General features: G+C 70.9%; 24 protein-coding genes and 2 pseudogenes. 5 read left to right on the plus strand and 21 right to left on the minus strand.

What is annotated here, in order from left to right:
• Positions 1-45 precede the first annotated feature (45 nt).
• The 7 genes from ccsB to hemL form a co-directional block, all read right to left on the minus strand.
• Positions 46-1,146 carry a c-type cytochrome biogenesis protein CcsB gene (gene ccsB / locus ACZ7NC_RS25105; protein ID WP_471491409.1) on the minus strand — a complete coding sequence of 367 codons (1,101 nt, stop codon included), beginning with the start codon at positions 1,144-1,146 and terminating at the stop codon, positions 46-48.
• A complete protein-coding gene (gene resB, locus ACZ7NC_RS25110; protein WP_471491411.1) occupies positions 1,143-2,882 on the minus strand; it encodes a cytochrome c biogenesis protein ResB in 1,740 nt (579 codons plus the stop codon). Before resB ends, ccsB begins: the two co-directional genes overlap by 4 nt.
• Positions 2,883-2,885: 3 nt before the next feature.
• The gene (locus ACZ7NC_RS25115) at positions 2,886-3,659 is read right to left on the minus strand and encodes a cytochrome c biogenesis CcdA family protein (RefSeq protein WP_471491412.1); all 774 of its coding nucleotides are present in this window, start codon (positions 3,657-3,659) and stop codon (positions 2,886-2,888) included.
• A gap of 1 nt (position 3,660) precedes the next feature.
• Positions 3,661-4,266, minus strand: a complete 606-nt coding sequence (locus ACZ7NC_RS25120) for a TlpA family protein disulfide reductase (RefSeq protein WP_471491414.1) — start codon at positions 4,264-4,266, stop codon at positions 3,661-3,663.
• A gap of 66 nt (positions 4,267-4,332) precedes the next feature.
• A complete protein-coding gene (locus tag ACZ7NC_RS25125; RefSeq protein WP_471491492.1) occupies positions 4,333-5,670 on the minus strand; it encodes a polysaccharide deacetylase family protein in 1,338 nt (445 codons plus the stop codon).
• A 111-nt stretch (positions 5,671-5,781) separates the two neighbouring features.
• A complete protein-coding gene (locus ACZ7NC_RS25130) occupies positions 5,782-6,429 on the minus strand; it encodes a histidine phosphatase family protein (RefSeq protein ID WP_471491494.1) in 648 nt (215 codons plus the stop codon).
• Positions 6,430-6,512: 83 nt separating this feature from the next.
• A complete protein-coding gene (hemL, locus tag ACZ7NC_RS25135; RefSeq protein ID WP_471491415.1) occupies positions 6,513-7,847 on the minus strand; it encodes a glutamate-1-semialdehyde 2,1-aminomutase in 1,335 nt (444 codons plus the stop codon).
• Between the two features lie 669 nt (positions 7,848-8,516).
• On the opposite strand from hemL, the gene ACZ7NC_RS25140 reads away from it, so the two are divergent.
• Positions 8,517-8,954, plus strand: a complete 438-nt coding sequence (locus tag ACZ7NC_RS25140; protein ID WP_003974483.1) for a hypothetical protein — start codon at positions 8,517-8,519, stop codon at positions 8,952-8,954.
• Between the two features lie 99 nt (positions 8,955-9,053).
• Here the strand turns inward: ACZ7NC_RS25140 and ACZ7NC_RS25145 are convergent, their stop codons facing one another.
• On the minus strand, positions 9,054-9,368 hold the full coding sequence (locus ACZ7NC_RS25145) for a hypothetical protein (protein ID WP_471491417.1): 315 nt from the start codon (positions 9,366-9,368) through the stop codon (positions 9,054-9,056).
• A gap of 188 nt (positions 9,369-9,556) precedes the next feature.
• Here ACZ7NC_RS25145 and ACZ7NC_RS25150 point away from each other — a divergent pair, with 188 nt between their 5' ends.
• Entirely contained in the window at positions 9,557-10,615 is a 1,059-nt protein-coding gene (locus tag ACZ7NC_RS25150) for a PucR family transcriptional regulator (RefSeq protein ID WP_471491419.1), read from the plus strand.
• 59 nt (positions 10,616-10,674) lie between these two features.
• Here the strand turns inward: ACZ7NC_RS25150 and ACZ7NC_RS25155 are convergent, their stop codons facing one another.
• The 4 genes and pseudogenes from ACZ7NC_RS25155 to ACZ7NC_RS25170 all read right to left on the minus strand — a co-directional run.
• Positions 10,675-12,198: a flotillin family protein gene (locus ACZ7NC_RS25155; protein ID WP_471491421.1), complete on the minus strand. Its 1,524-nt coding sequence runs from the start codon at positions 12,196-12,198 to the stop codon at positions 10,675-10,677.
• 65 nt (positions 12,199-12,263) lie between these two features.
• The gene (locus ACZ7NC_RS25160; RefSeq protein ID WP_471491422.1) at positions 12,264-12,785 is read right to left on the minus strand and encodes a hypothetical protein; all 522 of its coding nucleotides are present in this window, start codon (positions 12,783-12,785) and stop codon (positions 12,264-12,266) included.
• A gap of 127 nt (positions 12,786-12,912) precedes the next feature.
• Entirely contained in the window at positions 12,913-13,647 is a 735-nt protein-coding gene (locus tag ACZ7NC_RS25165) for an NAD(P)-dependent oxidoreductase (protein ID WP_471491496.1), read from the minus strand.
• Positions 13,648-13,833: 186 nt separating this feature from the next.
• Positions 13,834-14,670 (minus strand): annotated as a pseudogene (locus ACZ7NC_RS25170) (EamA family transporter); the annotation flags it as partial.
• 142 nt (positions 14,671-14,812) lie between these two features.
• Between ACZ7NC_RS25170 and ACZ7NC_RS25175 the strand changes: the two are divergent.
• Positions 14,813-15,712 carry a LysR family transcriptional regulator gene (locus ACZ7NC_RS25175; RefSeq protein WP_471491498.1) on the plus strand — a complete coding sequence of 300 codons (900 nt, stop codon included), beginning with the start codon at positions 14,813-14,815 and terminating at the stop codon, positions 15,710-15,712.
• 17 nt (positions 15,713-15,729) lie between these two features.
• On the opposite strand, the gene ACZ7NC_RS25180 is transcribed toward ACZ7NC_RS25175, so the two are convergent.
• Positions 15,730-15,945: a hypothetical protein gene (locus ACZ7NC_RS25180; protein WP_471491501.1), complete on the minus strand. Its 216-nt coding sequence runs from the start codon at positions 15,943-15,945 to the stop codon at positions 15,730-15,732.
• On the opposite strand from ACZ7NC_RS25180, the pseudogene ACZ7NC_RS25185 reads away from it, so the two are divergent.
• Positions 15,917-17,015 (plus strand): annotated as a pseudogene (locus ACZ7NC_RS25185) (MFS transporter); the annotation flags it as partial. The gene ACZ7NC_RS25180 and the pseudogene ACZ7NC_RS25185 sit on opposite strands and share 29 nt — an antisense overlap.
• Positions 17,016-17,151: 136 nt before the next feature.
• Here the strand turns inward: ACZ7NC_RS25185 and ACZ7NC_RS25190 are convergent.
• The 6 genes from ACZ7NC_RS25190 to ACZ7NC_RS25215 form a co-directional block, all read right to left on the minus strand.
• Positions 17,152-18,417 (minus strand): ArgE/DapE family deacylase, encoded by a 1,266-nt coding sequence (locus tag ACZ7NC_RS25190; protein WP_471491424.1) that lies wholly within the window; start codon positions 18,415-18,417, stop codon positions 17,152-17,154.
• Between the two features lie 172 nt (positions 18,418-18,589).
• Entirely contained in the window at positions 18,590-20,002 is a 1,413-nt protein-coding gene (locus ACZ7NC_RS25195) for a sensor histidine kinase (RefSeq protein ID WP_471491499.1), read from the minus strand.
• A 36-nt stretch (positions 20,003-20,038) separates the two neighbouring features.
• Complete coding sequence (locus tag ACZ7NC_RS25200; RefSeq protein WP_471491426.1) at positions 20,039-20,758, minus strand: response regulator transcription factor; 720 nt, start codon at positions 20,756-20,758, stop codon at positions 20,039-20,041.
• A 73-nt stretch (positions 20,759-20,831) separates the two neighbouring features.
• Complete coding sequence (locus ACZ7NC_RS25205; RefSeq protein ID WP_471491428.1) at positions 20,832-21,440, minus strand: FMN reductase; 609 nt, start codon at positions 21,438-21,440, stop codon at positions 20,832-20,834.
• The gene (locus ACZ7NC_RS25210; RefSeq protein ID WP_471491429.1) at positions 21,437-22,522 is read right to left on the minus strand and encodes an LLM class flavin-dependent oxidoreductase; all 1,086 of its coding nucleotides are present in this window, start codon (positions 22,520-22,522) and stop codon (positions 21,437-21,439) included. Before ACZ7NC_RS25210 ends, ACZ7NC_RS25205 begins: the two co-directional genes overlap by 4 nt.
• Positions 22,523-22,594: 72 nt before the next feature.
• The gene (locus ACZ7NC_RS25215; protein ID WP_471491431.1) at positions 22,595-23,185 is read right to left on the minus strand and encodes a TIGR03086 family metal-binding protein; all 591 of its coding nucleotides are present in this window, start codon (positions 23,183-23,185) and stop codon (positions 22,595-22,597) included.
• A 62-nt stretch (positions 23,186-23,247) separates the two neighbouring features.
• Here ACZ7NC_RS25215 and ACZ7NC_RS25220 point away from each other — a divergent pair, with 62 nt between their 5' ends.
• The gene (locus ACZ7NC_RS25220) at positions 23,248-24,063 is read left to right on the plus strand and encodes a DUF6597 domain-containing transcriptional factor (RefSeq protein WP_471491432.1); all 816 of its coding nucleotides are present in this window, start codon (positions 23,248-23,250) and stop codon (positions 24,061-24,063) included.
• A gap of 36 nt (positions 24,064-24,099) precedes the next feature.
• Here ACZ7NC_RS25220 and ACZ7NC_RS25225 read toward each other — a convergent pair whose 3' ends face one another.
• Both ACZ7NC_RS25225 and ACZ7NC_RS25230 read right to left on the minus strand, forming a co-directional pair.
• The gene (locus ACZ7NC_RS25225) at positions 24,100-24,573 is read right to left on the minus strand and encodes a hypothetical protein (RefSeq protein ID WP_471491433.1); all 474 of its coding nucleotides are present in this window, start codon (positions 24,571-24,573) and stop codon (positions 24,100-24,102) included.
• 128 nt (positions 24,574-24,701) lie between these two features.
• Positions 24,702-25,136: an ester cyclase gene (locus ACZ7NC_RS25230; protein WP_471491435.1), complete on the minus strand. Its 435-nt coding sequence runs from the start codon at positions 25,134-25,136 to the stop codon at positions 24,702-24,704.
• Between the last annotated feature and the right edge of the window lie 75 nt (positions 25,137-25,211).

A 25,211-nucleotide genomic window follows, 5' to 3' on the forward strand; every position in this document is an offset into this window, starting at 1 on the left:
ACGGCCCGCTCGAGGATCACCGCGTCGCACGACGACCTGCGGGACTTACACCCCGGCGTACGAGTGCTTGCCGGAGACGAAGATGTTGACGCCGTAGTAGTTGAACAGCCAGCAGCCGAAGGCGATCAGGGCCAGGTAGGCGGCCTTGCGGCCCTTCCAGCCTGCCGTGGCGCGGGCGTGCAGGTAGCAGGCGTAGGCGATCCAGGTGATGAAGGACCAGGTCTCCTTGGGGTCCCAGCCCCAGTAGCGGCCCCAGGCGTCGCCCGCCCAGATGGCGCCCGCGATGATCGTGAACGTCCACAGCGGGAAGACGGCGGCGTTGACGCGGTAGGAGAACTTGTCCAGGGACGCCGCGGCGGGCAGCCGGTCTAGGACCGAGTTCGCGAAGCGGCCCGGGGTGCCGCCGCTCGCCAGCTTGTTCTCGTACGAGTCCTTGAAGAGGTACAGCAGCGTGGAGACGGCGCCGACGTAGAACACCGCGCCGCAGAAGATCGCTGTGGAGACGTGGATGTACAGCCAGTACGAGTGAAGGGCGGGAACCAACTGGTCGCTGGCGGTGTACAGGACAGTGACGGCGAGGCCGAGATCGAGCAGGACCGTGGTGATCAGGAACAGCCCGAGCCAGCGCACGTTCTTCTTCAGCGCCAGCAGCGCCAGGTACACACCGACGGCGACCGTGGAGAAGGTGATGTTGAACTCGTACATGTTGCCCCACGGCGCCCGCTGCACCGACAGGGCCCGCGTGAGCACGCCGCCGAACTCGATGAGGAAGGCCAGCACGGTGAGGGAGATGGCGATACGCCCGTAGAGATCGCCCTGCTCGTCGCCCCCGTGCGCCCCGGGCCCGTCCGGCACGTCCCGCTGCCCGGCCGTCGACCGCACGACGACCTTCGGCCGCTCCAGTACGGCGGTGGAGCCGCCCTTGTTCACGGTGACGGCGGGCGCGGCGGCCTTGCCGGCCTTCGCCGGGGTGAGCGCGGCGGCCGTACGGCCGACCTTGCTGCGGCTGCCGAGGAGCCATTCGGCGATGTACGCGAAGAAGGCCAGGGTGTAGACGGCCATCGACGAGTAGATCAGCGTGTTGCTGATGTTCGCCAGGTTTTCGTTGGTGGCGGCGGCCAGCTCGGTCGCGGCGGCGAGAGTCACTTGGTGTCAGCCCCTTCGGCGGGTGCGACTTGGGGGTCGGGGGAAGCTTCGGAATGGGCGGGGTCGTCGGCGGCGTCGGGCGCGCCCGGCGCCTTCTCGTACAGGATCCCGGCCAGGTCGCCGAGTTCCTCGGGCACCTTGGCGGACTCGCTGCGGCCGAGGCCGGCCATCTCGACGACCGTGACGCCGTCGGTGCCGGTGGTGGCCCGCACCCAGACGCGGCGGCGCTGGATGAACAGGGAGGCGGCGAGGCCGAAGATCGCGGCGAGGGCACCGGCGAGCGCCCAGCCGCTGCCGGGCTGGCGGGCGACCTGGAAGCCGGCCCACTCCTTGATCTCCTTCTCGAAGGTGACCGTGCCTGCGCCGTTCGGGAGCTTCATGCTCTCGCCGGGCTTCAGGTTCTCCCTGACCTGCGCGCCCTTGGCGTCCTTGAACCCCTTCAGGTTCTTCTTGTTCAGCTGGTACACGCTCTGCGGGATACCGGCGTCGACACCGAGGTCGCCGTGGTACGCCTCCAGGTTCAGCACCGGGTTCAGCAGCGCGGGGAACTGCGAGGCCAGCTCGTTGCCCTTGACATAGCTGGGCAGGAAGAAGGCCTGGAAACCGAGCTGCTCCCGCTGGCCCTGGGCGTTGCGGTAGCCGTCCATGACCTTGATCGCACCGGTGGAGGTGACATTGCCGTCGAGGGGAAGGAGGGGCACGGCGTCGTGGTAGACGACGTCGCCCTTGCCGTCGCGGATCGTGATGACGGGGGCGTAGCCGTGGCTGACGAGGTAGACCTTCGAGTCGCCGGTCTCCAGCGGCTCGTTGACCTTGACGGTGGTCTTCTTGTCCTTGCCGTCGGCGCCCACGCTGTAGTCGAGGTCGGCCTCGTAGGTGCGCGGGGTGCCGCGGTTCGGGCCGGTCGCCTCGTAGGTGCCCTTGAAGTCCTTCAGGGTGAAGCTGAAGGGATCGAGGTCGTCCTGGGTGAAGAGGCTGCCGGACTTGAAGTCGTCGTACTGGGTGAGGGTGTTGGAGAAGCCGCCGCCCTCGATGACCAGCTTGTTGCCCTCGGACTTGAACAGCTGGCCCCAGGCGAAGGCGATCAGCATCACGATCAGCGCGATGTGGAAGGCGAGGTTGCCGACCTCGCGCAGATAGCCCTTCTCCGCGGCGATGGCGTCACCGGTGAGATCGGCGCGGAAGCGGCGCTTCTTCAGCAGGGCGAGCGCGGCCTCGCGAACCTGCTCGGGCCCGGCCTCGGTGCGCCAGGTGGTGTAGGCGGGCAGCCGGGTCAGGCGCCTCGGGGCGGCCGGCGGACGGCCGCGCAGCTGGCCGACGAACTGCCAGGTGCGCGGGATGATGCAGCCGACGAGGGAGATGAACAGCAGGATGTAGATCGCGGAGAACCACACCGAGCTGTAGACGTTGAAGAGGCCGAGCTTGTCGTAGATCGGCGCGAGCGTCTCGTGCGCCTTGCGGAACGCGGCGACCTTGGTCTCGTCAATGCCCGTCTGCGGAATGAGCGAGCCGGGGATCGCGCCGAGCGACAGCAGCAGGAGCAGCAGCAGCGCGACCCGCATGGAGGTGAGCTGCCGCCAGAACCAGCGGGCCCAGCCGATCACACCGAGCGAGGGCAGGTTGGGGGCGTCCTCGACGGGGGCGGTGGAGAGCTGGGAACCGGCGGCGCCCAGGTCCTGACCCTGGTCCTGGCCCTCGGGGGCGGCCGGAGCGGCCTTGTCGGTCGTGTTGCTCATCGATCAGATCCCCACAGTGAAGCCGTTGGACCAGACCTGCATCTCCTGCACGATGCGGTCCCAGGCGCCGGTCAGCAGCAGCACACCGGTCACGATCATCATGGTGCCGCCGATCCGCATGACCCAGACGTAGTGGCGCTTGACCCAGGCGAAGGCACCGAGCGCCTTGCGGAAGGCTACGGCAGCGAGCACGAAGGGGGCGCCGAGGCCGAGGCAGTAGGCGACGGTGAGCAGGGCGCCGCGGCCCGCGCTGCCCTGGTTGGCCGCGAGGATCGTCACGGAGGAGAGCGTGGGTCCGAGACAGGGCGTCCAGCCGATGCCGAAGAGGGCGCCGAGCAGCGGGGCGCCGACGAGCCCGGTGGCCGGCTTGGTGTGGAAGCGGAACTCCCGCTGGGTGAGCCAGGGCATCAGGCCCATGAAGAACAGGCCCATGAGAATCAGCAGGACGCCGAGGACCTTCGTCAGAACGTCCTTGTTCTCCTGGAGATTCGCGCCCCAGTAGCCGAACAGCGCCCCGCCGGAGACGAACACGGCGGTGAAACCGAGCACGAACAGCGACGCCCCCGCGACCATCCGGCCACGCCGGGCGTCGGCCAGATCGGTGCCGCTGACCCCGGTGACATAGGACAGATAACCGGGCACGAGCGGCAGGACGCACGGGGAGAAGAAGGAGACGAGGCCGGCGAGCACGGCGATCGGCAGCGCGAGCAGCAGGGCGCCGCTCATGACGGTGCCGTTGAGGCTCGCGCCCTCGGCGAGCGTGGACAGTGCGCTCACGTCACTTCTCCGCGAGGACGGGCTTGATCATGCCGCGCAGCTTGTCCTCGCTGAGGGGTTGCAGCGCACGCGCGGCGATCTTGCCGTCCCGGTCGATGACGAGCGTGGACGGGATCGCCTGCGGGTTGAGCGTGCCCTTCCCGAAGCGGAGCATCTGCTTGCCCGTGGGGTCGTACAGGCTCGGGTAGGTGACCCCGTACTCCTTCTCGAAGGCCTTCGCGGGGGTGGTGCTGGTGTCCCGGGTGTTGATGCCGACGAACTCGACACCCTGGCCCTTGACGTCCTCGTAGACGGTCTGGAAGTTCTTCGCCTCGGCCCGGCAGGGCGGGCACCACGATCCCCATACGTTGATGACGAGGACCTTGCCCTTGTAGTCGGCGGTGCTGAGCTGCTTGCCGTCGATGGTCTCGCCGGACAGCACCGGCGAGGCGGCGCGCTTGCCCTGGGCGACGGTGTCGACACCGTCGTTGCCGGCGACGAAGTTGGTGTCCCCGCCGCCACCGGACGTACCACCCGAACTGCACGCGGACAGAGCCAGCGCGGCGGCAGCGGCGCTGGTGACGGCGAGCAGGGCGGTACGGCTACGGGCGCGACGGGCGGCACTCATGTGAAAAGTTTCGCATGTCCGTTCCGGGGATCTTGCGCACCCCCCTGCCGGACGTAAACCCGCATTTCAGGCGGCGTTTTGGGTGCCCTCGGAAGAACCGCTGGAGGAAGCACTGGAGGAACCGCTGGGGGAACCGGTGGAGGTGCTCGTGGAGCCGCCCTTCATGAAGGCGTGCCAGCCGCCGACGGGCTCCTGCCCGACCTCCAGCGTGCGCAACTTGTCCAGAACGTCCGGCTTCTGTACGTCCATCCAGTCCACGAACTGCCGGAAGGAGACGAGCCGGATGTCGGCACCCTTCTCCTTCTCCCGCGCGATGTGCTTGAGGGACTCCTCGACGGCGTCCATGTATATGCCGCCGTTCCACTGCTCGAAGTGGTTGCCTATGAAGAAGGGCGCACGGTTAGTCTCGTATGCCCGCTTGAACCCCTGGATGTACGCCTGTGCCGACTGCTCGCGCCAGCCCGGGTAGTTGTGGCTGGGAGCGTTCGTGGAGTTGACCGACTGGTTGGCGAGCATGTTGTAGTCCATGGAAAGGACCTCGAACGAACGCCCGGGGAAAGGTATCTGCTGCAACGGCAGATCCCACAGCCCCTGCTTCTTCCGCGGCCACACCTGACGGCCGCCCGGCGAGGAGGCGTCGTAACGCCAGCCCAGCTCACGGGCCACGGGAAGCAGGTTGTCCTGGCCGAGGAGACAGGGCGTGCGACCGCCCACGAGCTCCTTGTCGTAGTCGAAGGGGAGCGAGGGCAGATCGGTCCACCCGGAGTTCGTCCGCCACTCCTTCACGAAGGACTTGGCCTGATCGATCTCGCTGCGCCACTGCTGCGGGGTCCAGTTGCCGACGGTGCCGCTGCCCGCGCAGAAGTGGCCGTTGAAGTGGGTGCCTATCTCATGGCCGTCGAGCCAGGCCTGACGGACGTTCTTCAGCGTCGCCTTGATGTGGTCGTCGGTGAGGTAGCCGATGTCGGACGCGCCGCGCGGGTTGTTCGGCGGGTCGTAGAGCCGCTTCTTCGACTCGGGGAGCAGATACAGCCCCGAGAGGAAGAAGGTCATGTGGGCCTCATGCTCCTTGGCCAGGTCGAGGAAGCGCGGGAAGAGGCCGTTGCCGACCTCGCCGGCACCGTCCCAGGAGAACACGACGAACTGCGGGGGCTCCTGACCCGGCTCCAGCGGCTCGGGCCTGCCGGGCTGGCCCGGCTGCTTGCCGGTGTAGGAGGTGGAGCCGTCGCCTATGGGGCGGGCGCGGTCGGCCTGGGCGCCGGGCTGGTTGTCCTTGCCGCCGCTGGAACCTCCGGAGTGGTTCGACTCGTCTGACGACGTGAGCGTGCCGCATCCCGCGAGCCCTAGGCCGGCGGCCGCTCCGGCACCGAGTCCGATGACTCCCCTTCGGCTGAAGTTGCGCATTGCTGCCCCGTCCGTCGTGCTTGCTCTGGTGGTCACCCACTCAGAGGGCACGACGAACGGGGAGGTTCCTCCAGATCACGGAGGATTCGCAACAAATGTCACAAACGCGTCTTAGGCTCCGAAGGCCTTGCTCTTCCCCTGGACCGGCCTGGCACCGGCACGCAGGTGCGCGGGCACGAGATCGATGGCGGGCTCGCTGTAGCCGACGGACACGATCCTGTCGCCCTGGTACGTGAAGCTCGTCAGGGACGCGAGCGTGCACTGCCGCTTGCGCGGGTCGTGCCACAGCCGCCGCTTCTCGACGTGGGAGCGGACGATCCAGATCGGCAGCTGATGGCTGACCAGCACGGCCTCGTGCCCACGCGCCGCGTCCTTGGCGGCGCCCAGCGCACCCATCATCCGGATGACCTGGTCGGCGTACGGCTCACCCCAGGACGGCTTGAACGGGTTGACGAGGTGCTTCCAGTTCTCCGGCTTCTTCAGGGCCCCGTCCCCCACGCCGAAGGTCTTGCCCTGGAAGACGTTGTCGGCCTCGATGAGCCGGGCGTCGGTCGCGAGGTCCAGCCCGTGCGCCTTGGCGATCGGCGTGGCGGTCTCCTGCGCGCGCTCCAGCGGGGAGGCGCCGACGTAGGTGACGTCACGGGAGGCGAGATGCTCGGCGACCCGGTCCGCCATCTGCCGCCCGAGGTCGGACAGGTGGTACCCCGCGAGACGGCCGTAGAGGATCCCGTCCGGGTTGGCGACCTCGCCGTGCCGCATGAGGTGGACGACGGTGATGTCGCCGTCGCTCTGGTGGATGTCGTCGTTCTCGTGGATGCCGTCGTCCTTGTGGATGTCGTCGCTCATGCCGCCGTGGCCTCCGCCGCCGCTCGGGCCGCCGCCGGGAGGGCGTCGGCGATGCGCTGGACGGCCTGCTCGTCGTGGGCCGTGGACACGAACCAGGACTCGAAGGAGGAGGGCGGCAGATAGACGCCCTGGGCCAGCATCGAGTGGAAGAAGGCGGTGAAGCGGAAGGACTCCTGCCGCTTGGCGTCCTCGTAGTTGCGGACCTCACGGTCCGTGAAGAAGACCGAGAACATGTTGGAGGCGTTCTGCAGCCGGTGCGCGACGCCCTCCTTGGTGAGGGCCTCGGTGACGAGGGACTGGATGGTCGCCGACACCGAGTCGACCTTCTCGTACGCCGCCTCGTCGAGGAGCCGCAGCTGGGCGAGGCCGGCGGCGGTGGCGACCGGGTTACCGGAGAGGGTGCCGGCCTGGTACACCGGCCCGGCGGGCGCGAGGTGGGCCATGACGTCGGCACGGCCACCGAAGGCGGCGGCGGGGAAACCGCCCCCCATCACCTTCCCGAAGGTCATGAGGTCGGGCTTGACCCCGTCGATGCCGTACCACCCGGCGCGACTGGTCCTGAATCCCGTCATGACCTCGTCGGAGATGAAGAGGGCGCCGTTCTTGCGGCAGGCGTCCTTGAGCCCCTCGTTGAAGCCGGGCAGCGGCGGGACGACGCCCATGTTGCCGGGCGAGGCCTCGGTGATGACGCAGGCGATCTCGCCGGGGTAGCGGTGGAAGGCCTCGTGCACGGATTCGAGGTCGTTGTACGGCAGGACGATGGTGTCGCCTGCTTGCGCGCCGGTGACGCCGGGCGTGTCGGGGAGGGCGAAGGTGGCGACGCCGGACCCGGCGGCGGCGAGCAGCGAGTCGACATGGCCGTGATAACACCCGGCGAACTTGATCACCTTGGACCGCTGGGTGAACCCGCGGGCGAGCCGGATGGCGGACATCGTGGCCTCGGTGCCGCTGGAGACCAGCCGCACCTGCTCCAGCGGCCCGATCCGGTCGACCATCTCCTCGGCGAGGGCGACCTCGCCCTCACCGGGCGTACCGAAGGACGTACCGCGCGATACGGCGTCCTGGACGGCGGCGATCACGTCCGGGTGGGAGTGCCCGAGGATCATGGGTCCCCAGGAGCAGACCAGGTCGACGTACTCCCGCCCGTCGGCGTCGGTCAGGTACGGACCGGTACCGGACACCATGAACCGGGGCGTACCGCCCACGGCACGGAAGGCGCGCACCGGGGAGTTCACGCCGCCCGGCGTGACGGCGGCCGCACGGTCGAACAGAGCCTGCGAGGCAGGCGCATCGTATGGATAGGGCGTTCCTGAAGAGGGCGCTTCGCTCATGACCTGCGACTACTCCGACCTTCTCTGACCTACTCCGATGATCTCGGACTCCGGTTGCCAGTGACCTCCTCAGGGTAGGCCAGGGGACGGTGTCGACAGCGGGCCACTACTGCCTGCCCGCTACCACCCCGCCGGCCCGTCACCTCACCCCCTCCCCTCCCGCCGTCACCCCCGGTCACCCCGTCACCCCCGTCACCCCCGCGCGATCTGCGAGACTGGACGTGATACACACAGCTCATACGGGGCGTGATGGTCGGGGACTGATCGGGGACTGTTCGGGTACTCATCGGGGACTCATTGAGGACTGAGAAGATCCCGCGGCAAGGTGTTTCACCGCACGTTTCGGCGGGCGGCCGTGGGGGAGGTCACTGACACGATGATCGGGTTGCGCGGCTGCGGCCACGCGTCCTAGAAAAGCAGTCGGGTGGAGATATGCATCGCGGTGGCGGACTGGGCGAGGGGACTGATGACCTGGGTCCTCGACGTGCCCGGCGGGGAAGGCACCGGCGCGACGCGGAGGATTCGAACGAAGCACGCCAGGGACACGTTGTACCAGGTATGCCAGATGTTTCGGGTGTACCCGGTGTACCGAGTGAGCACGAGCCGATCGACCGGCGGGTCGACAGCCAGGTCGAGCGTCTGCGGGCGGGGAGCAGGAATGGTGGTCGGGTGGGGGTGACGTACAAGTACTTCGGCGCGCCGGACGGCGCGACCGCGGCCCGCGTCCCGATCTCGATGCGCCCCGAGGAACTCGGCGGCGACGAGCTCGGCATGAACGGCATGTTCACCAAGATCAAGCCGGAGACCATGGCCGCGATGGTCCTGACCGGCATCGAGGGCGTCCCCCTGCACAAGGTCCCGCCGCTGGAACTGGTCGTACTGCACCCCGACTACGCGGTGGTCAAACTCCCGATGACGGTGGTCGACCCGCTACGCGGCATAGGAGAGGAAGCGGTCGGCGCGGCCGCCTTCATCTGGTCGACGGTGCCGGACCGGGGCGGGCCTCGGGACGCGTTCAATGTGTATCAACTGCTGCATGAGTGGCAGGACTTCAGCCATCGGTTGCATGAGGCGGGGCATCAGCCTTATTGCTTGGTTTGGCCGTGACTTGGGTTTCGTAGTCTGCGGGCGGGGTTTTCGGACCCCGCCTTTTTCATGTCCCAGGTCGTGTCATCCGGCTCGGAACATGATCGCGTCGGACACGGTTCACGGTGTGCCGCCGTCCTTCTGGTCACCGCGGGCAAGCTGGCCCACCATCATGACGATGACGCCGGCCAGGAGAATCGCGGCGCCGATCAGCGTTCCCGTCGGCCGAGCGCCGGAATCGCTGATCATCAGCCCGAAGGTCAGCTGCCAGCACAGCCCGAAGGCCACCACCAGCTGACCCCAACCGTGGATCCGCGGGGTACGAACATGGCGCCGGTTCATGGGGAGCACCCAGCCACGGGTAACCGCCGCGACGCCGGAGGCGGCGATGAGCAACACCATCAGGACAAGAGGCACGGCGAGGTACAGCTTCACGGTTTCTCCCTTTGTGCCGGGCACCTGCCGGTGCCCGGCATCGGAACCATACCTAGTGCTCCCCGCAAGCGATGATGCACGGCCGGAGCCGACGTGCGCATTGCCGGTTCCCGGCAGAGTTCACTAGGGTCTGCATGCCGGTGGCCGTTAAGAGGGCGTCAACGGCACACGAGGCACACGGGGGCAGAGTGACCGAGCCGGAGACGGCCACACGCTATCTGGACGGGTACGCGGAGATCCTGACTGAGGTCTCCGCCACCGCGCGCCGCCTGACCCGGGACGAGCTGAACGAACGCCGTACCCTCGGCGAGCGGGCCGCGGAGGACGGGCACAGCCTGCGCAGCCTCGTACGGGAACACCTGGCGGCCACCCGGGCCGCCTGGCCCGGAGCCCCGGGCTCCGCCGACAGCGTCCTGGCCGCCGTGGAGCAGGCCGTCGACGCCTTCGCCGAGGGGTATGAGCGGGCCCAGCGTCTGGCCGTACGCGAAGAGGAGGCCGCGCGGCGGGAGTTCATCGACGATCTGCTGTACGGCCGCAGCGACCTGGGGCGTCTCGCCGAACGCGCCGAACGCTTCGGCCTCGTGCTGTCCCGCGCGCACGCCGTCGCCGTGGCCCAGGGTCCGCAGGCGTACGACGACACCGCACCGGTCACCCGTCAGGTGGGGGCCGCGCTGATAGCGCGCTTCGGCGACCGGCGGATCCTGCTCGCCACCAAGAACGGGCAGTTGGTCTGCATCGCGCCGGGCGACCAGGACGACGTACTCACCTACTTCGCCAAGCAGGCGCACGCCGCCACGGAGGGCAGCCGGGTGGCCGTCGGCCGCCCCCAGCCAGGCGCCGGCGGCGTGGTGCACTCCTACGAGGAAGCGCTCAGTACCCTCGAACTCGCCGACCGGCTGGGCCTGGACGAGCCCGTGGTGCGCGCCGCCGACCTGCTGGTCTACCCGGTCCTCGCGCGCGACCGGCAGGCGATGGCCGACCTGGTGCTCAGCGCGCTGGGGCCGCTGAGGAGCGCGCGCGGCGGTGCCGAACCGCTGCTGCGGACGCTCCAGGTGTACTTCGAGGCGGGCTGCACCGCGGCCGAGGCGGCCCGCCGGCTGGCGCTCAGCGTGCGCGCGCTGACCTACCGGCTGGAGCGCATCCACCAGTTGACCGGCGCCAACCCGGCCGACCCGATGCACCGTTACACCCTCCAGACCGCGGTCATCGGGGCGCGGCTGCTGGACTGGCCCGCACAGGAGCTCTGAGCAGACCAGAGCCCGCCCACCGTGCGAACGGTGAGCGGGCCCCGCGGTTCACCAGCACGTCAGCCGGTGATCTCGACCTTCCCGTTGAGCTCGGCCGCCGGCTCCCCCGTCGCCGCGGCACGCTGCGTGACGCCCTTCAGCAGCCCGGCGAGGTCGACCCCCGTGGTGGAACCGAGGAGTTCCAGGCCCTGGGCGACGTTGTCGGCGACCGCTCGGGGCAGGCGGCCCGCGCCGTCGGTGGAGATGACGGTCATTTTGTCGATCGCGCTGAGCGGCTCGGACGCCTTCGCCACGACCTGCGGCAGCACCTCGACGAGCATCTGCAGGATCGCCGCGTCGCCGTACTGCCCGAACGCGTCGGCCTTCTTCCGCATCGCCTCGGCCTCCGCCGCGCCCTTCGCGCCGATCGCCGACGCCTCGGCCTCACCCTCCAGCCGTACGGCCTCCGCGATCGCCGCACGCCGGGACCGCTCGGCCTCACCCTGCTTCAGACCTTCTACGGCTTCGGCCTCGGCCAGCGCGCTACGGCGCTGCTTCTCACCCTCACCGGTCAGCCGCGCCCGCTCCGCCTCCGCCTGCGCCGCCGCGATGCCCGCCGACTTCTCCGCCTCGGCCTGCTTGACCCGGGCCACCCGCTTGGCCTCGGCCTCCTGCTCGGCGGCGTACCGCTGGGCGTCGGCGGGCTTGCGGACCTGGGTGTCGAGCTGCCGGTCGGTCAGCGCGGCCTGGCGCTCGGCGACCTTCTCCTGCTCGGCGAGGATGTCCTGCCGCCGGGCGGCCTCGGCCAGCGGGCCCGCGGCAGCCGCGCGGGCCGCTGCCTCGTCGGTCTCCGCCTTGATCTCGGCCTGCTTGAGCGCGAACGTCCGCTGGGCGACGGCGATCTCCTCCTCGGCCTTCAGCCGGGCCTGCTCTGCGGCCCGCCGGGCCACGGCCTCGGCGATGTCGGCCTCCTGCTTCGCGCGGGCGGCCTCGGGACGCCCGAGGTCCTCCAGGTAGGAGCCCTCGGTGGTGATGTCCTGGATCTGGAAGGCGTCCAGGACCAGGCCCTGACCGGACAGGCTCGCCTCCGCCTCCTCGGCGACCTGCCCGGCGAAAGCGGCCCGGTCACGGATGACGTCCTCCACGGACATCCGCCCGACGATGGCCCGCAGGGCACCCGACAGCACTTCCTGGGTGAAACCGACGATCCCGTCCTGCTGCATCAGGAACCGCTGCGCGGCGGCCCGTATCGAGTCCTCGGTGCCGCCGACCTTGACGATCGCCACGCCGTCCAGGTTGGCCTTGACCCCGCGCAGGGTGACCGCGCCGCGCACCGCGACCGGGATGTGCCGGGAGGACAGGTCGAGGGTGAACTTCTGCTGCACGAACGGCACGACGAACACCCCGCCGCCGACCACGACCTTCTGCCCGCTGTTGTCGGTGAAGACCCGGCCGGTCTCCGGATCGGTGGCCTTCTTGCCACGCCTCCCGGTGACGATGAACGCCTCGCTCGGACCCGCCACCTTGTAGCGGGTGACGACGACAAGTGCCAGCAGTACGAGGAGTACGACGACTCCCACGACGGCGATGACGACAGGACTCATGGCAGTGCCCCCGAATCACGTACGAGAAAGAAGGAACTAAGGAACAAAGGAACAAGGGAGGGAGTTCAGCGGTCCACCGGCCGCACCACGACCGATGTGGCGGACGGCACCGCCTCCACCCACACCTCGGCGCCGCGGGCCACCGGCCCCGCACTGCGGGCGGCGAACTTCACCGGCTGGCCGGCGAGTCGCAGCAGCACCTCGCCGTAGCCCTCCGCCGGGATGGCCGTGACCACGTTGCCCGCCGCACCCACCAGGTCGTCCCCGGTCGGGGCGAGAGCGGTCTGGTCACGCATCAGGACGCGGCTGAAGCGATACGTCAGCCAGGCCGTCCCCAGCCCGCACACGGCGCCCGCCGTGGTGGCGACCGCCGGACCGGCGCCCGCCGCGCCGCTGGCGATGGCTCCGCCGAAGCCGGTCATCGCCAGGAACCCGGCGACGACCGGCAGCGACAGCCACCCGTCCAGGGCACCGCCCAGCGCACCGTCGAGCACGCCGTCCAGCACCCCGTCCAGCAATCCGTCGAAGACCAGCGACAGGGCGAGCAGCGCGACCCCCGTTATGCCCAGCCCAAGAAACCAGACCATGCGCGCCGTCCCCCCTCACCCGCCGCCGACCTCCGACTTGACGCGATCGTGACACGCAGGGAGTGAGCTTTTCATTGCCGGGTTCCGGCAATCTTTACGGGTCTTTAATGCAGGATCGCTGCGACTGTCATGTCGAGGGTCGGTGGACGACGGTGATGTGGCGTTCGCCGCCCGGGTTCTCGGCCTCGTCGACCACCGCAACGGCCAGGTCCTCCGCGCTGATCCACGAACGGCCGTCCGGGCCCGTGAGCAAGGTGTCGGTGCCGCGCCGGTAGCGGCCGGTCCGATCGCCCGGTTCGAGCACGGCCGGCGGGCTCAGGTAGACCCAGTCCGCGCCGGTGTGGTCCTGGCAGGTCCGCAGCTGTGCCGTTCCGGCCGCCGCCACGGCCCGGTACTCGGCCGGCACATACGCGGGGTCGTGGGCCACCAGCAGATCGGGGTCGCCGGGGCTGCGCAGGGCGCCGGCGCCGCCCACCACGAGCACGCGAACGCCCAGCCGTGCGGCGGCGTCCAGCACCGTGCGGGTGGCGCCGACCAGGAACTCCCGGTCGGCCGGGAAGGTCCGCACGGCCAGTACGACGGCGTCCGCGGCGCCGGTCGGGCCGGAGCCCGCGAGGGCCTCACCGACGGCCGCCGCGTCGTTCACGTCGACCGCGACCGGCGTCACGCGCGCGCCCCCACTCGCATCCGCGTCCATCGGCTTGCGGGACAGGGCGAGCACCCGGTGCCCACGCGCGGCCGCCTCGGCGATCACCCGGCTGCCGACCATTCCCGTGGCACCGAGCACGGCGATCGTCATGGCCGGCTTCATCATCGAACCCGCGACTACGGAGGCCGCCGACACCGGCGCGGGCACGGACATCGGCACGGGCACCGCCGAACCTGCCGTCACGACCCCCGCTCCCGCCGAACCCGCCCCTGCCGAACCCCTCGTCACCGAACCCGCCCCCACCGTCACCGAACCCACCCTCTCCAACTCACCCGCGCCCCGCCCCTTCGCCGATTCCGTCCTCCTCCCTCCGTCCACGAGCACCCGCAAACCCCCCGCCGGAATTTCGAACTGCGCCGCCAGCAACGCGGCCAGCGCCAGCACGAACCCGAACGACTGCGGCACGCTCAGCGACTCGCCCAGCCCGATTCCGATGGCGGTCGCGACCAGCGGCGACAGCAGCACCAGCGGAGCCGACGCGCCGACCGAGAGCTTGCCGATGCCCCGGAACCACAGCGTGTACGCGATCAGCCCGCCGACGCTGCCGAGCCACAGATAGCCGGCCGCCGCCCCGGCGTCGATCCGCTCCGGCAGGCCCTCGATCGTGAGGGTGAGCGGGAGCAACAGCAGGCCGCCGACGGTCAGTTGCCAGCCGGCGAGGGCCAGCGGGCCGACGCCCGGAGGCCGCCCCCAGCGCTTGGTGAGGACGGTCCCGGCGGCCATGGCGGTCGTACCGCCGAGACCGGCGAGCACCCCGGCGGCGTCCAGCCGGGCCTCCGGACCGAGCACGACGAGTCCGACGCCGGCCAGGCCGAGCACGCCCCAGACCCAGCGCCAGACCGTCGGCCGGACATGGAGCGCCGCGATGGCCAGCCCGGCGACCAGGAGCGGCTGGGCGGCGCCGAGGGTGGCGGCGACCCCGCCGGGCAGCCGTTCGGCCGCCAGGAACAGCAGCGGGAACAGTGCGCCGATGTTGAGCGCGCCGAGGAGCCCGGCCTTCCACCACCAGTCGCCGCGCGGCAGCACACGGGTGATCGCCAGCGCCAGCAGCCCGGCGGGCAGGGCGCGTATCAGTCCGGCGAACATCGGATGCCCGGCCGGGAGGAGTTCCGTGGTCACTGCGTACGTGGTGCCCCAGGCCGCAGGGGCGAACGCGGTCAGCGCGACGGTGGCCATCGGCTGCGCGTACGTCCGCAGCTGGCCCGGTGACCGCTCGGTCGAAGGATGCAAGGGGTGCATGTGAAGCAGTCTCCGCAGCCTGCCCTTATGACTCCAACACATGGTTGTCATCACAACCATGAACGACAACGATGGATACGTGGATCTCCAGCAGATGCGATACGTCGTCGCCGTCGCCGAAACCCGTAACTTCACGCGCGCGGCGGAGCGCTGCTTCGTGGTGCAGTCGTCCCTCAGCCACCGGATCGCGGGCCTGGAACGGGAGCTCGGCGTCAAGCTTTTCGCCCGCTCCAGCCGCCGTGTCGAACTGACCAGTGCCGGAGTGGCGTTCGTGGCCGCCGCGCGCGAGTGCCTGGCCGCCGCCGACCGCGCGGTCGCGGACGCCGCCGCCGCGACCGGGGTGGTGCGGGGCCGGCTCGCCGTCGGCGTCATCGTGACGACGGCCGCAGTGGACGTACCCGAGCTGCTTCAGCGGTATCGCGCGCGGTATCCGGACGTGCACGTCGTCCTGCGTTCCGGGCGCAGCGACGAGCTGGCCGCGGCAGTCCGGGACGGCGAGCTGGACATCGCCTTCCTCGGGCTGCCGGAGGGCGAACGGCCGTCCGGCGTGGAGGCCCTTGTCCTCGACCACGACGAGCACGCGCTGGTGGTGCCGGCCGGGCACCGGCTCGCGGGGGCTTCCCGGGTGACGCTGCGGGAGATCGCCGAGGAGACGTTCGTGGACTTCGCGGCCGGGACACCGGCCCGTGCCCAGTCGGACCGTGCCTTCGCCGCGGCGGGCCTGGTCCGCGACGTCGCCTACGAGGCCGGTGTCGTGGAGCTGATCTCCCGGCTGGTCGCACGCGGGCTCGGCATCGCGCTGCTGCCGTCGGCGTACGTCCGTCCCCTGGCCGCCGCCGACCCGGAACTGGCGCTGGTCCGTGTCGTCGACGGGCCGCATCGCCTGGAGTACCTGGTGTGGAGCCGTTTCAACCCCAGCCCGGCGACCCGGGCGATGCTCGACGTCCTCGGGGTCGGAGGGCAGTCGGCAAGGTCCTGACCCTGGGTGCGGCGGCCTCAGCCCCGCGGCACCGGCCCCTTCGCCAGCAGCCCGTTGACCACCAGCGCCGCCAGCGTCTCGGCGGTGGCGGTGAGTTGCTCCGGCGAGGCGGGCTCGGACCTGCCCAGGCGTCGAGCGAGGGGTACCTCGACCATGCCCGAGACGGGCGGGATGACGGCGAAGAACAGCACGTCCATCGGCACCGCGCTGTCGCTGCTGACGACGACTTTCACCGACGCCAAGGAACGCGCCAAGGCCTTCGGCGTCTACGGCGCCCATCGCGGGCGCCGGTGGCGCGATCGGCCTGCTCCTGGGCGGCGTCCTGACCGAGCACCTCGACTGGCGCTGGACCCTCTACGTCAACCTCGTCTTCGCGGCGGTGGCCTTCGCCGGCGGAGCCGTACTGCTCCAGCGCACCACCCGAGACCGGAGCGTCAGCATCGACATCCCCGGCGCCGTCCTCGTCGGCGGCGGACTGTTCTGCCTGGTCTACGGCTTCTCCAACGCCGAGAGCCACGACTGGGACTCCGTGGCCACCTGGGGCTTCCTGGCCGCCGGCGCCGTACTGCTCGCCGCCTTCACCTGGTGGCAGACCCGCGCCCCGCACCCGCTGCTGCCGCTGCGGATCCTGCTGGACCGCAACCGCGGCGCCTCCTTCGTCTCCGTCCTGATCAGCGGCGCCGGCATGTTCGGTGTCTTCCTCTTCCTCACCTACTACCTCCAGCAGAGCCTGGGCTACTCCCCCACCAAGACGGGCCTGGCCTTCCTTCCGATGGTGGCCTCGCTGATGCTCACCTCCACGCTCGCCTCCAGCGTGCTGATCCCCCGCATCGGCCCCAAGCCGGTGGTGCCGCTGGGCATGGGACTGGCCGCCGCCGGCATGGTCTGGATGACCGCCCTCGACCTGACCAGCGGCTACACCACCGATGTGCTGCCCCCGCTGATCGTGGCGGGCCTGGGCCTCGGACTGGTGATCGCGCCCGCCATGAGCCTGGCCACGGCCGGCGTGGCCGCGAAGGACTCCGGGGTCGCCTCGGCCACCGTCAACGCCATGCAGCAGGTCGGCGGCTCGATCGGCACCGCCCTGCTCAACACCCTGGCCACCGGCGCCGCCACCGACTACCTCGTCGGCCGTGACCCCAGGGACCCCGTCGTGCGGGCGCAGGCCGGTCTGGAGGCCTACTCCACCGCCTACTGGTGGTCGGCCGTCTTCTTCGTCGTCGGCCTGGTCGTCAGCCTCGTCCTCTACCGGCGCGGCGCACCGGTTACCGACCCCGACGCGGCACCCGTGGTGCACATGTGAGCCAGGGGCCAGGGTGCCCACGGCCCCGCCGCCGCAGAGGGACGAGAAGAACGGCCCCTACCGCGAGGGGCGGGGCGGACGGGCGCGGGCGCGGTGGCCGGCGATCACCTGTCCTCCGCCCGGGCCCCTCCCGGTGTCACTTCGTGCCGACCGTCCGCAGCACGGTCACCGCCAACGTCCGTGCCACCTCCACCACTTCGGCGACCGACACCCGCTCCCGCGCGCTGTGCGCGACCCTGATGTCCCCCGGCCCGTACTGCAGCGTCGGGATCCCCACCCCCGCGTACAGCCGTAGATCACTGCCGTACGGCGCCCCGCACTCCCGCAGATCGGCGGCTCCCCCGGCGTCGGCACGGGCGCCCCGGATCACCTCGGGCAGCGGATGCCCCTCCGGCAGCCGTCCGCTGGCGAACTGCCCGCCCGGCCAGGTCACGGTCGCCGGATGCGTGCGCAGCCAGGGGTCGTCGGCGCAGGTCTCGGCGACGACGCGCTCGAAGGCGGCCCGTGCCTCGGCCGGATCCTCCCCGAGCCGTACCCCCAACCGCCCTTCCGCGACGAGCAGATCGGGGACGCTGCTCGCCCAGTCCCCGGCACGCACGGTCCCCACCGACAGGGCGTAGGGGATGGGGTGCTCGGCCATCAGCGGGTGGACGTCCCGGTTGCGCTCGGTCTCCAGCCGGGTCAGTGCCCGGTGCAGCGGCACATACCCGTCGATGGCGCTGACGCCCTGGTCGCGGGCGCTGCCGTGGGCCGCCCTGCCGGGGACGGCGAGACGGAAGGTCAACGCGCCGGCGTTGGCGGTGACGAGGGCGCCGCCGGTCGGCTCGGTGATGACGCACAGGTCCCCGCGGTGGCCGCGCCGCAGCGTGCCGAACGCGCCGAGGCCGCCGTCCTCCTCACCGACCACGAAGTGCACGCCGATCCGCCCGCGCAGCCGCACCCCGGCGGCCCGTATCGCGGTGAGCGCGGCGAGATGGGCCACCAGCCCGGCCTTCATGTCGCAGGCGCCCCGCGCGTGTACGACGTCCCCGACCACCCTCGGCGCGAACGGATCGCCGTCCCACGCGTCGAGGTCCCCCGGCGGTACGACGTCCACATGTCCCTGCATCACGAAGGTCGGCCCGTCGCCGCCGTCCTCCGTCACCCCGACCAGCCCCCAGGCCTCCTCCCGCTCCACCTCCGTCCCCGGAAAGGCGGGATCCGCGCGCAGCGCGTCCAGATCCATGGACCACAGGTCGACGTCCAGCCCGAGCCGCTCCAGCCACCCCGCCAGCAGATGCTGCAACTCCGACTCGGCCGCGCTCCCGGTCACACTCGGCACGGCGATCAGCTCCATCAGCGTCCGCCCGATCCAGGCCTCGTCGATCCCTGCCAGGACCGCACTCTCCACGCCACTCAGCACGACGACGCTCCTCCCCTCGGCCACCGGCACGACGCACGGGCCGCCCCCACAGATGGTGACCCATGAGGGAGAGATCCGAGAGAGCACGGGCCTCTCGGCAGGTGCCGCTATCAGCCACCGACCTACCGGAATCCCCGATCAGCCCACGCCACCAACCTGCCCGAGCCACCGGTCAACCCGCCCCACCCACCGTGAACCCGACCGCCGTCCCACCCCCGTCCCGCCGGAACGCGAACGGTGCCCCGCCGTGTGAGAGGGCCACCTCCCGCACGATCGACAGCCCGAGCCCCGACCCCGGCAGCGAGCGTGCGTCGGCGGCTCGGTAGAAGCGGTCGAAGATCCGGATCAGGTCGTCCTCGGCAATGCCGGGCCCCCGGTCGAGGACCTCGACACGCACCGTCCCGGGACGCGCGGGGCCGGCGATGTTGATCTCGATGGGCGCGGTGCCGTCGCGGTCGAACTTCGCCGCGTTCTCGACGAGGTTGGTCACCGCCCGCTGGAGCATCCCGGGCCGGCCGGCCGTGGTCGTGTCGCCGCTCGCCCGGACCAGGATCCGCCGCCCCGTACGCCGCCGCGCGAGCCCCGCGACGTCCTCGGCGATGTCGGCGAGGTCCACCCGCTGGGCCGGCTCGGCGTCGGACTGCCCGGCCGCCAGATCTACCAACTCGTTGACCAGGTCGGTCAGTTCGCGCGCCTCCTGGCCCAGGTCGGCCACCAGCTCGTCGCGGGTGTCGGGCGGCAGCTCGTCGATGCGGCGCAGCAGGGAGATGTTCGTACGCAGGGATGTCAGAGGGGTACGCAGCTCGTGGCCCGCGTCCTGCACCAGGCGCCGCTGGTCCTCCTCCGACTGGGCCAGCCGCCCCAGCATGCGGTCGAAGGCCCGGCCCAGTCGGCCGACCTCGTCGTATCCGGTGACCGGCACCTGGATGCCGAGCTGCCGGGTACGGGCGACGTCCTCGGCGGCGTCGGTGAGGACCACCAGGCGGCGGGTGATGCGCCGGGCCAGCCACCAGCCGAAGAGCCCGGCGAGCGTCACCACCGCCGCCATCAGCAGCAGCGTCCGCTGCTGGAGCGCCCGCAGCAGGTCCTCGGTGTCACTGAACTCCTGGGCGATCTGCACCGCGCCCCGCCCGCCGCCGAGCGCGACGGTCGCGACGCGGTAGACGTCACTGCCGACGTCGACGTCCCGGTGCTGGACCATCCGCCCGGCCGTCCCGTCGGCCGCGATCCGCCGGTCGGCGGCCGTGACCGGCAGCCCAGGGCGGCCCGGGTCGACCACGGCACCGTCCGGGCCCAGCACCTGCACATCGGTACGGGCGGGCCGTACGAGATCGTGCCCCGGCGCTGAGGAGGAGAAGTCCTCCGGCAGCATCGGCCGCTGCCGCACCTCGCCGCGCAGATCCTGCACGACCTCGTCGAACACGGACTCCTGGTCCACCCGCACCAGCCGGGCGGCGGCCGTGTACGACAGCAGTCCGACCAGGACGGTGACCACGGCGGTCACGGCCGCGAAGGACACGGCGAAGGTGGAGCGCAGCGAGACCAGTCCGGTCCGCCGCCGTCCGGTCAGCAGGCGCGCGGACATCAACCGTGCGAGCCGACGGCGGGCCGGGACGCCCACTCAGTCCTCCCGGAGCACGTAACCCACCCCGCGCACCGTGTGGATCAGCTGCGGCGCGCCCGGTTCGTCGAGCTTGCGGCGCAGATAGCCGACGTAGACGGCGAGGTTCTTGGAGCCGGGGCCGAAGTCGTAGCCCCAGATGCGGTCGTAGATGGTGGAGTGGTCGAGGACGATGCCGGCGTTGCGCACCAGCAGCTCCAGCAGCTCGAACTCGGTCCGCGTCAGCTCCAGCTCCCGCGCGCCCCGCCAGGCCCGCCGCGCCTGCGGGTCCATCCGCAGCCCGGCCGCCTCGATCAGCCGGCCGACGGGCTCGGGTGCCTGCTTCGGTACGTCGACGGGGGCGCCGTTCGCCTCACTGGTGCGGCGCAGCAGGGCGCGCAGCCGGGCGAAGACCTCCTCCACGTCGAAGGGCTTGACCACATAGTCGTCGGCGCCCGCGTCCAGGCCGGCGATGCGGTCCTGGGTCTCCACGAGCGCCGTGAGCATCAGGATCGGGGTGCGGTCGCCCTCGGCGCGCAGCACCCGGCAGACCTGGAGCCCGTCGATGCCGGGCATCATCACGTCCAGCACCAGCACGTCCGGCGGTGTGCGATGGGCCTGCGCCAGCGCCTCGACGCCGTCGGCGACCGCGGTGACCTGATAGCCCTCCAGCGTCAGCGCCCGCTCCAGGGCGTTGCGGATGGCGCGGTCGTCTTCGGCGAGGAGAACAGTCTGGGGCACGGGTTCATACTGCCAAGCCTTCGCGGTCGTACGACGTGATGAGCGGCTCACCGGCACCCTTCTTACTGGCCTCTCACCCGGCCGGTCGCAGTGCCGCCAGCTGCTGTTCGAACGGCACCACCCCGGGTTCCGCCGCCTTCTTCGCGGGCCGTCCGGCCGCCGACAGTCCGGCCATCAGCCCCGCCAGCTCTCCCGCGGCCCGCTCGATCCGCGCGTCCAGCCCCTCGGCGCCCCAGTCCTCCGACGCGGCGTACACCCCGGTCGGGACGACCACGGCCCGCAGATGGGCGAAGAGCGGGCGCAGCGCGTGCTCCAGGACCAGCGAGTGCCGGGCCGTTCCGCCGGTCGCGGCGATCAGCACCGGCATGCCCGCCAGCGCGTCCTTGTCGATCACGTCGAAGAACGACTTGAACAGCCCGCTGTACGACGCCGAGAACACCGGAGTGACCACAATCAGCCCGTCGGCCCCGGTCACCGCGTCGATCGCGGCGGACAGCCGCTGTCCCGCGAACCCGTTCGTGAAGTTGTGCGCGATCTCCACCGCGAGTTCGCGCAGTTCCACGACCTCCACGACCTCCACGTCCACAGCGGCCCGACGGCCCACCGCGGCGGCCAGCCGATCGCCCAGCAGCCGGGTGGACGACGGGACGCTCAGCCCCGCCGAGACGACGACGAGCCTCATACGGTGGTCACCTCCTGGGCGGCCTTGCGGGAAGCGTGGGTCGGCGCGTCCGGCACACCCGCGGGGCGCCCCGCCGCGAACTCCTTGCGCAGCACCGGCACGACCTCCTCGCCGAGCATGTCGAGCTGCTCGAGGACGGTCTTCAGCGGCAGCCCGGCGTGGTCCATCAGGAACAGCTGGCGCTGGTAGTCACCGGCGTACTCGCGGAAGGACAGGGTCTTCTCGATCACCTGCTGCGGGGAACCGACGGTCAGCGGGGTCTGGTCCATGAAGTCCTCCAGCGACGGGCCGTGCCCGTAGACCGGCGCGACGTCGAAGTAGGGCCGGAACTCGCGGATCGCGTCCTGCGAGTTCTTCCGCATGAAGACCTGCCCGCCCAGCCCGACGATCGCCTGCTCGGGCGTGCCGTGCCCGTAGTGGGCGTACCGGCTCCGGTACAGCTCGACCATCTGCTTGGTGTGGTCGGCCGGCCAGAAGATGTTGTTGTGGAAGAAGCCGTCGCCGTAGTACGCGGCCTGCTCGGCGATCTCCGGCGAGCGGATGGAGCCGTGCCAGACGAACGGCGGTACGTCGTCCAGCGGGCGGGGCGTGGAGGTGAAGCCCTGCAGAGGCGTACGGAACTTGCCCTCCCAGTTCACGACGTCCTCGCGCCACAGCCGGTGCAGCAGGGCGTAGTTCTCGATGGCGAGGTTGATGCCCTGCCGGATGTCCTGGCCGAACCAGGGGTAGACCGGGCCGGTGTTGCCGCGGCCCATCATCAGGTCCATCCGGCCGTCGGCCAGGTGCTGAAGCATCGCGAAGTCCTCCGCGATCTTCACCGGGTCGTTGGTGGTGATCAGGGTCGTGGAGGTGGAGAGGACCAGCCGCTCCGTCCGCGCCGCGATGTAGCCGAGCATCGTCGTCGGCGACGACGGCACGAACGGCGGGTTGTGGTGCTCGCCGGTCGCGAAGACGTCGAGCCCGACCTCCTCGGCCTTCAGCGCGATCGCGACCATGGCCTTGATGCGCTCACGCTCGGTCGGCGTACGGCCCGTGGTGGGGTCCGGCGTCACATCGCCGACGCTGAAGATCCCGAACTGCATGGTCGCTCACTCTCCAGGTTGTTGACGGTTCAACTATACCCGGAGAACCGAGACCGTCCGAGGACTATTCCCCTATCGCCAGTACGGATCCCTGCCGGTCCGCGCGAGCAGCCGCTCGAACGCCGACGCGCCCTGCGGCTCCGGCACCGGCTCCCCGAACACCCCCATCTTCCGGGCCGTCGGCGCCAGCTCGTCCACCGCGCCGGACAGCTCCACCACGACCGCCTCGTCGGCCCCCGGGTACTCCTGGCCCGTCGCCCGCGCCAGGTCCCACACATGCACCGTCAGATCGAGCAGCGCCATCGAGCCGACCAGCCGGGCCGGCATGTTCATCCCGCCCGTCGTGCCCTCCTCGGCACCCGGCACGGACCAGGCCGCCACCAGCCGGTCCGCCTCCTGAACGAGCCGCTCACGCCACTCGGCACCGGCGGCGACCCGGTCGGGCGTCTCACCGAAGTCCGAGGCCTCCTTCACGGCCAGCCGCTGGAACTGCACGATCACCCGGAAGAGGTGATTGACCAGCGCCCGCACGTCGTACTCGGCACAGGGCGTGGGCGCGGCGAGCGCCGCGTCGGGAATGCCCCGCACCACCGGCACCGCCCGCTCCCGCGCCATGCCCAGCAGCTCACCCATGCCGTACGTCTTCACACTGTTCGTGTCCATGTTCCGACCGTAGGGACAGCCACGACCGCCCATCTTGAAGAAACGCGACGTACGATCCGGGCATGGAGGCACCCCGCCACGACACCCGCGGGATCGTCGACCCGACCGGGCTGCTGAACCACGTACGGTTCCGCCGCCACGAGCCCGCCGAGCCGCTGCGCCGGTACATCGAGTGGTACTGGCTCATCGACTGGGACCTGCCCGCGCCCTACGCCTCCCACGTCCTCCCGCACCCGGCGGTCAACCTCACCTTCCAGTGGGACGAGACCGAGGGACCGCCATATGCCGAGGTCACCGGCGTGGCACAGGGCCTCTTCACCCGGAAGCTGACCGGCCGGGGCCGGGTCTGCGGGGTGAAGTTCCGGCCGGGCGGCTTCCGGCCGTACGTCCCCGAGGCGCCGGTGTCCCGGTGGACGGGCCGTACTCTGCCCGCCGACGAGGTGTTCCCGGCGGCCACGGGTGAGGCAGCCCGCGCGATCGTCAGCCACTCCGACGACACCTCCCGGGCGGCCGCCCTCGACACCTTCGCCCTGGCCCTGCCCTGCGCCCCCGACCCCCAGGCCGACCTCGCCACGAGCCTCGTCCAGCGCATCCGCGCCGACCGCACGGTCCGCCGCGTCGGCGACTTCGCCGAGTCACAGGGCCTGTCGGTGCGGGCGCTGCAACGGCTCTTCTCGACGTACGTCGGCGTCAGCCCCAAGTGGGTCCTGCTCCGCTACCGCATCCACGAGGCCCTGGAACAGGCCGCCACCCGCACCGACGTCGACTGGGCCACCCTCGCCACCGAACTCGGCTACGCCGACCAGGCCCATCTCGTGCGGGACTTCACGGCGACGGTGGGGGTGCCGCCGACGGCGTACGCACAGGGCGTGCGCTGACTTCCCAGCACCGCGGACTCGACCGGCGGGCGGACGTCAGAAGTAGTACGTGTCCCCGGTGTCCAGCACCAGCACTCGCTGCGGGTCGTTCCCCGGCTTCTCGTCCACCGCCCCGCCGCTCGGCACCGTGTCGAACTCCAGCAGCACCTCCGACGGCGCCTCCCGCAGCCGTACCCGCAGGCCCAACCGCTCCCCGACGCCGTCCGCGTCCAGCGCCCCCACCCGGCACTGCACCACGCGCTCCGCCGCCCGCGCGCACCCCTCCGGCAGCGACTGCCGGTCCGCCAGCGGCTCGGACCAGCTGATCCGCACCGTCGAGTCCGGCGCGGCGCCGGGCCCTTGATTGTGCGGCGTGAACCGTACGTCGACCCGGCCGGCGGCAAGCTCGGCGGACCCGTGATAGGCGAGTTCCGCCTTGGGACCACCCAGCGCCCCGGCGGCCGGGGCCGGCCCGCCGAACGCCGTCATGACGGCCGCACCGCACACCACAGCAACCCGCATCAGCCGCATCCGCCGACTCCTCACTCCACGTGGTCGTACGCATGTATCCCACGCGAAGCGGCCAACAGGCGCCGTCCAACAGGTGACACGAAGAACCGTATGAGACCCGTATGAGAGCCGAATGGATCGTGCGGCGCTCAGGCCGGCTCGTCGGGCAGCAGTCCGAGCTGCGCCAGGAAGTCCATCTCGTCGAAGTAGAGCCGGTAGTCGACGATCTGCCCGTTCTCGTCGACGGTGGCGAAGTCCACCCCGCGGATCCTGATCTCCTTCTGCGTCGGGGGCAGTGTGCGACCGTCGGGCAACTGGATCGGCCCGGTATTGCGGCCGCTGAAGAAGCCCTCGTCGATGGCGGTGTCGCCGACCTCGTACGCGTGCACCGACTCGTATGTGCCGTGCGGGACCGCCTGCGTCATCTGCCGCCAGTACTCGGTGATGTCGTCCCGCCCGTGGAGCTCCCCGCCGTCGGGGGTGACGGCGACCGCGTCCTGTGCGTAGAGCTCGGCGAGGGTCCCGGAGTCCGCCGTGGTGATCGCTGCGGTGAGCCGGTCCATGACCTCACGTGCCTGTCCCATGATCCACCTCCTGATCGGGGATCACCCATCTCATTGTCCCACCGCACCGCCCGCCTATCCTGGCCGGACAGTCTC

The organism is Streptomyces sp. NPDC111802, assembly GCF_055634335.1.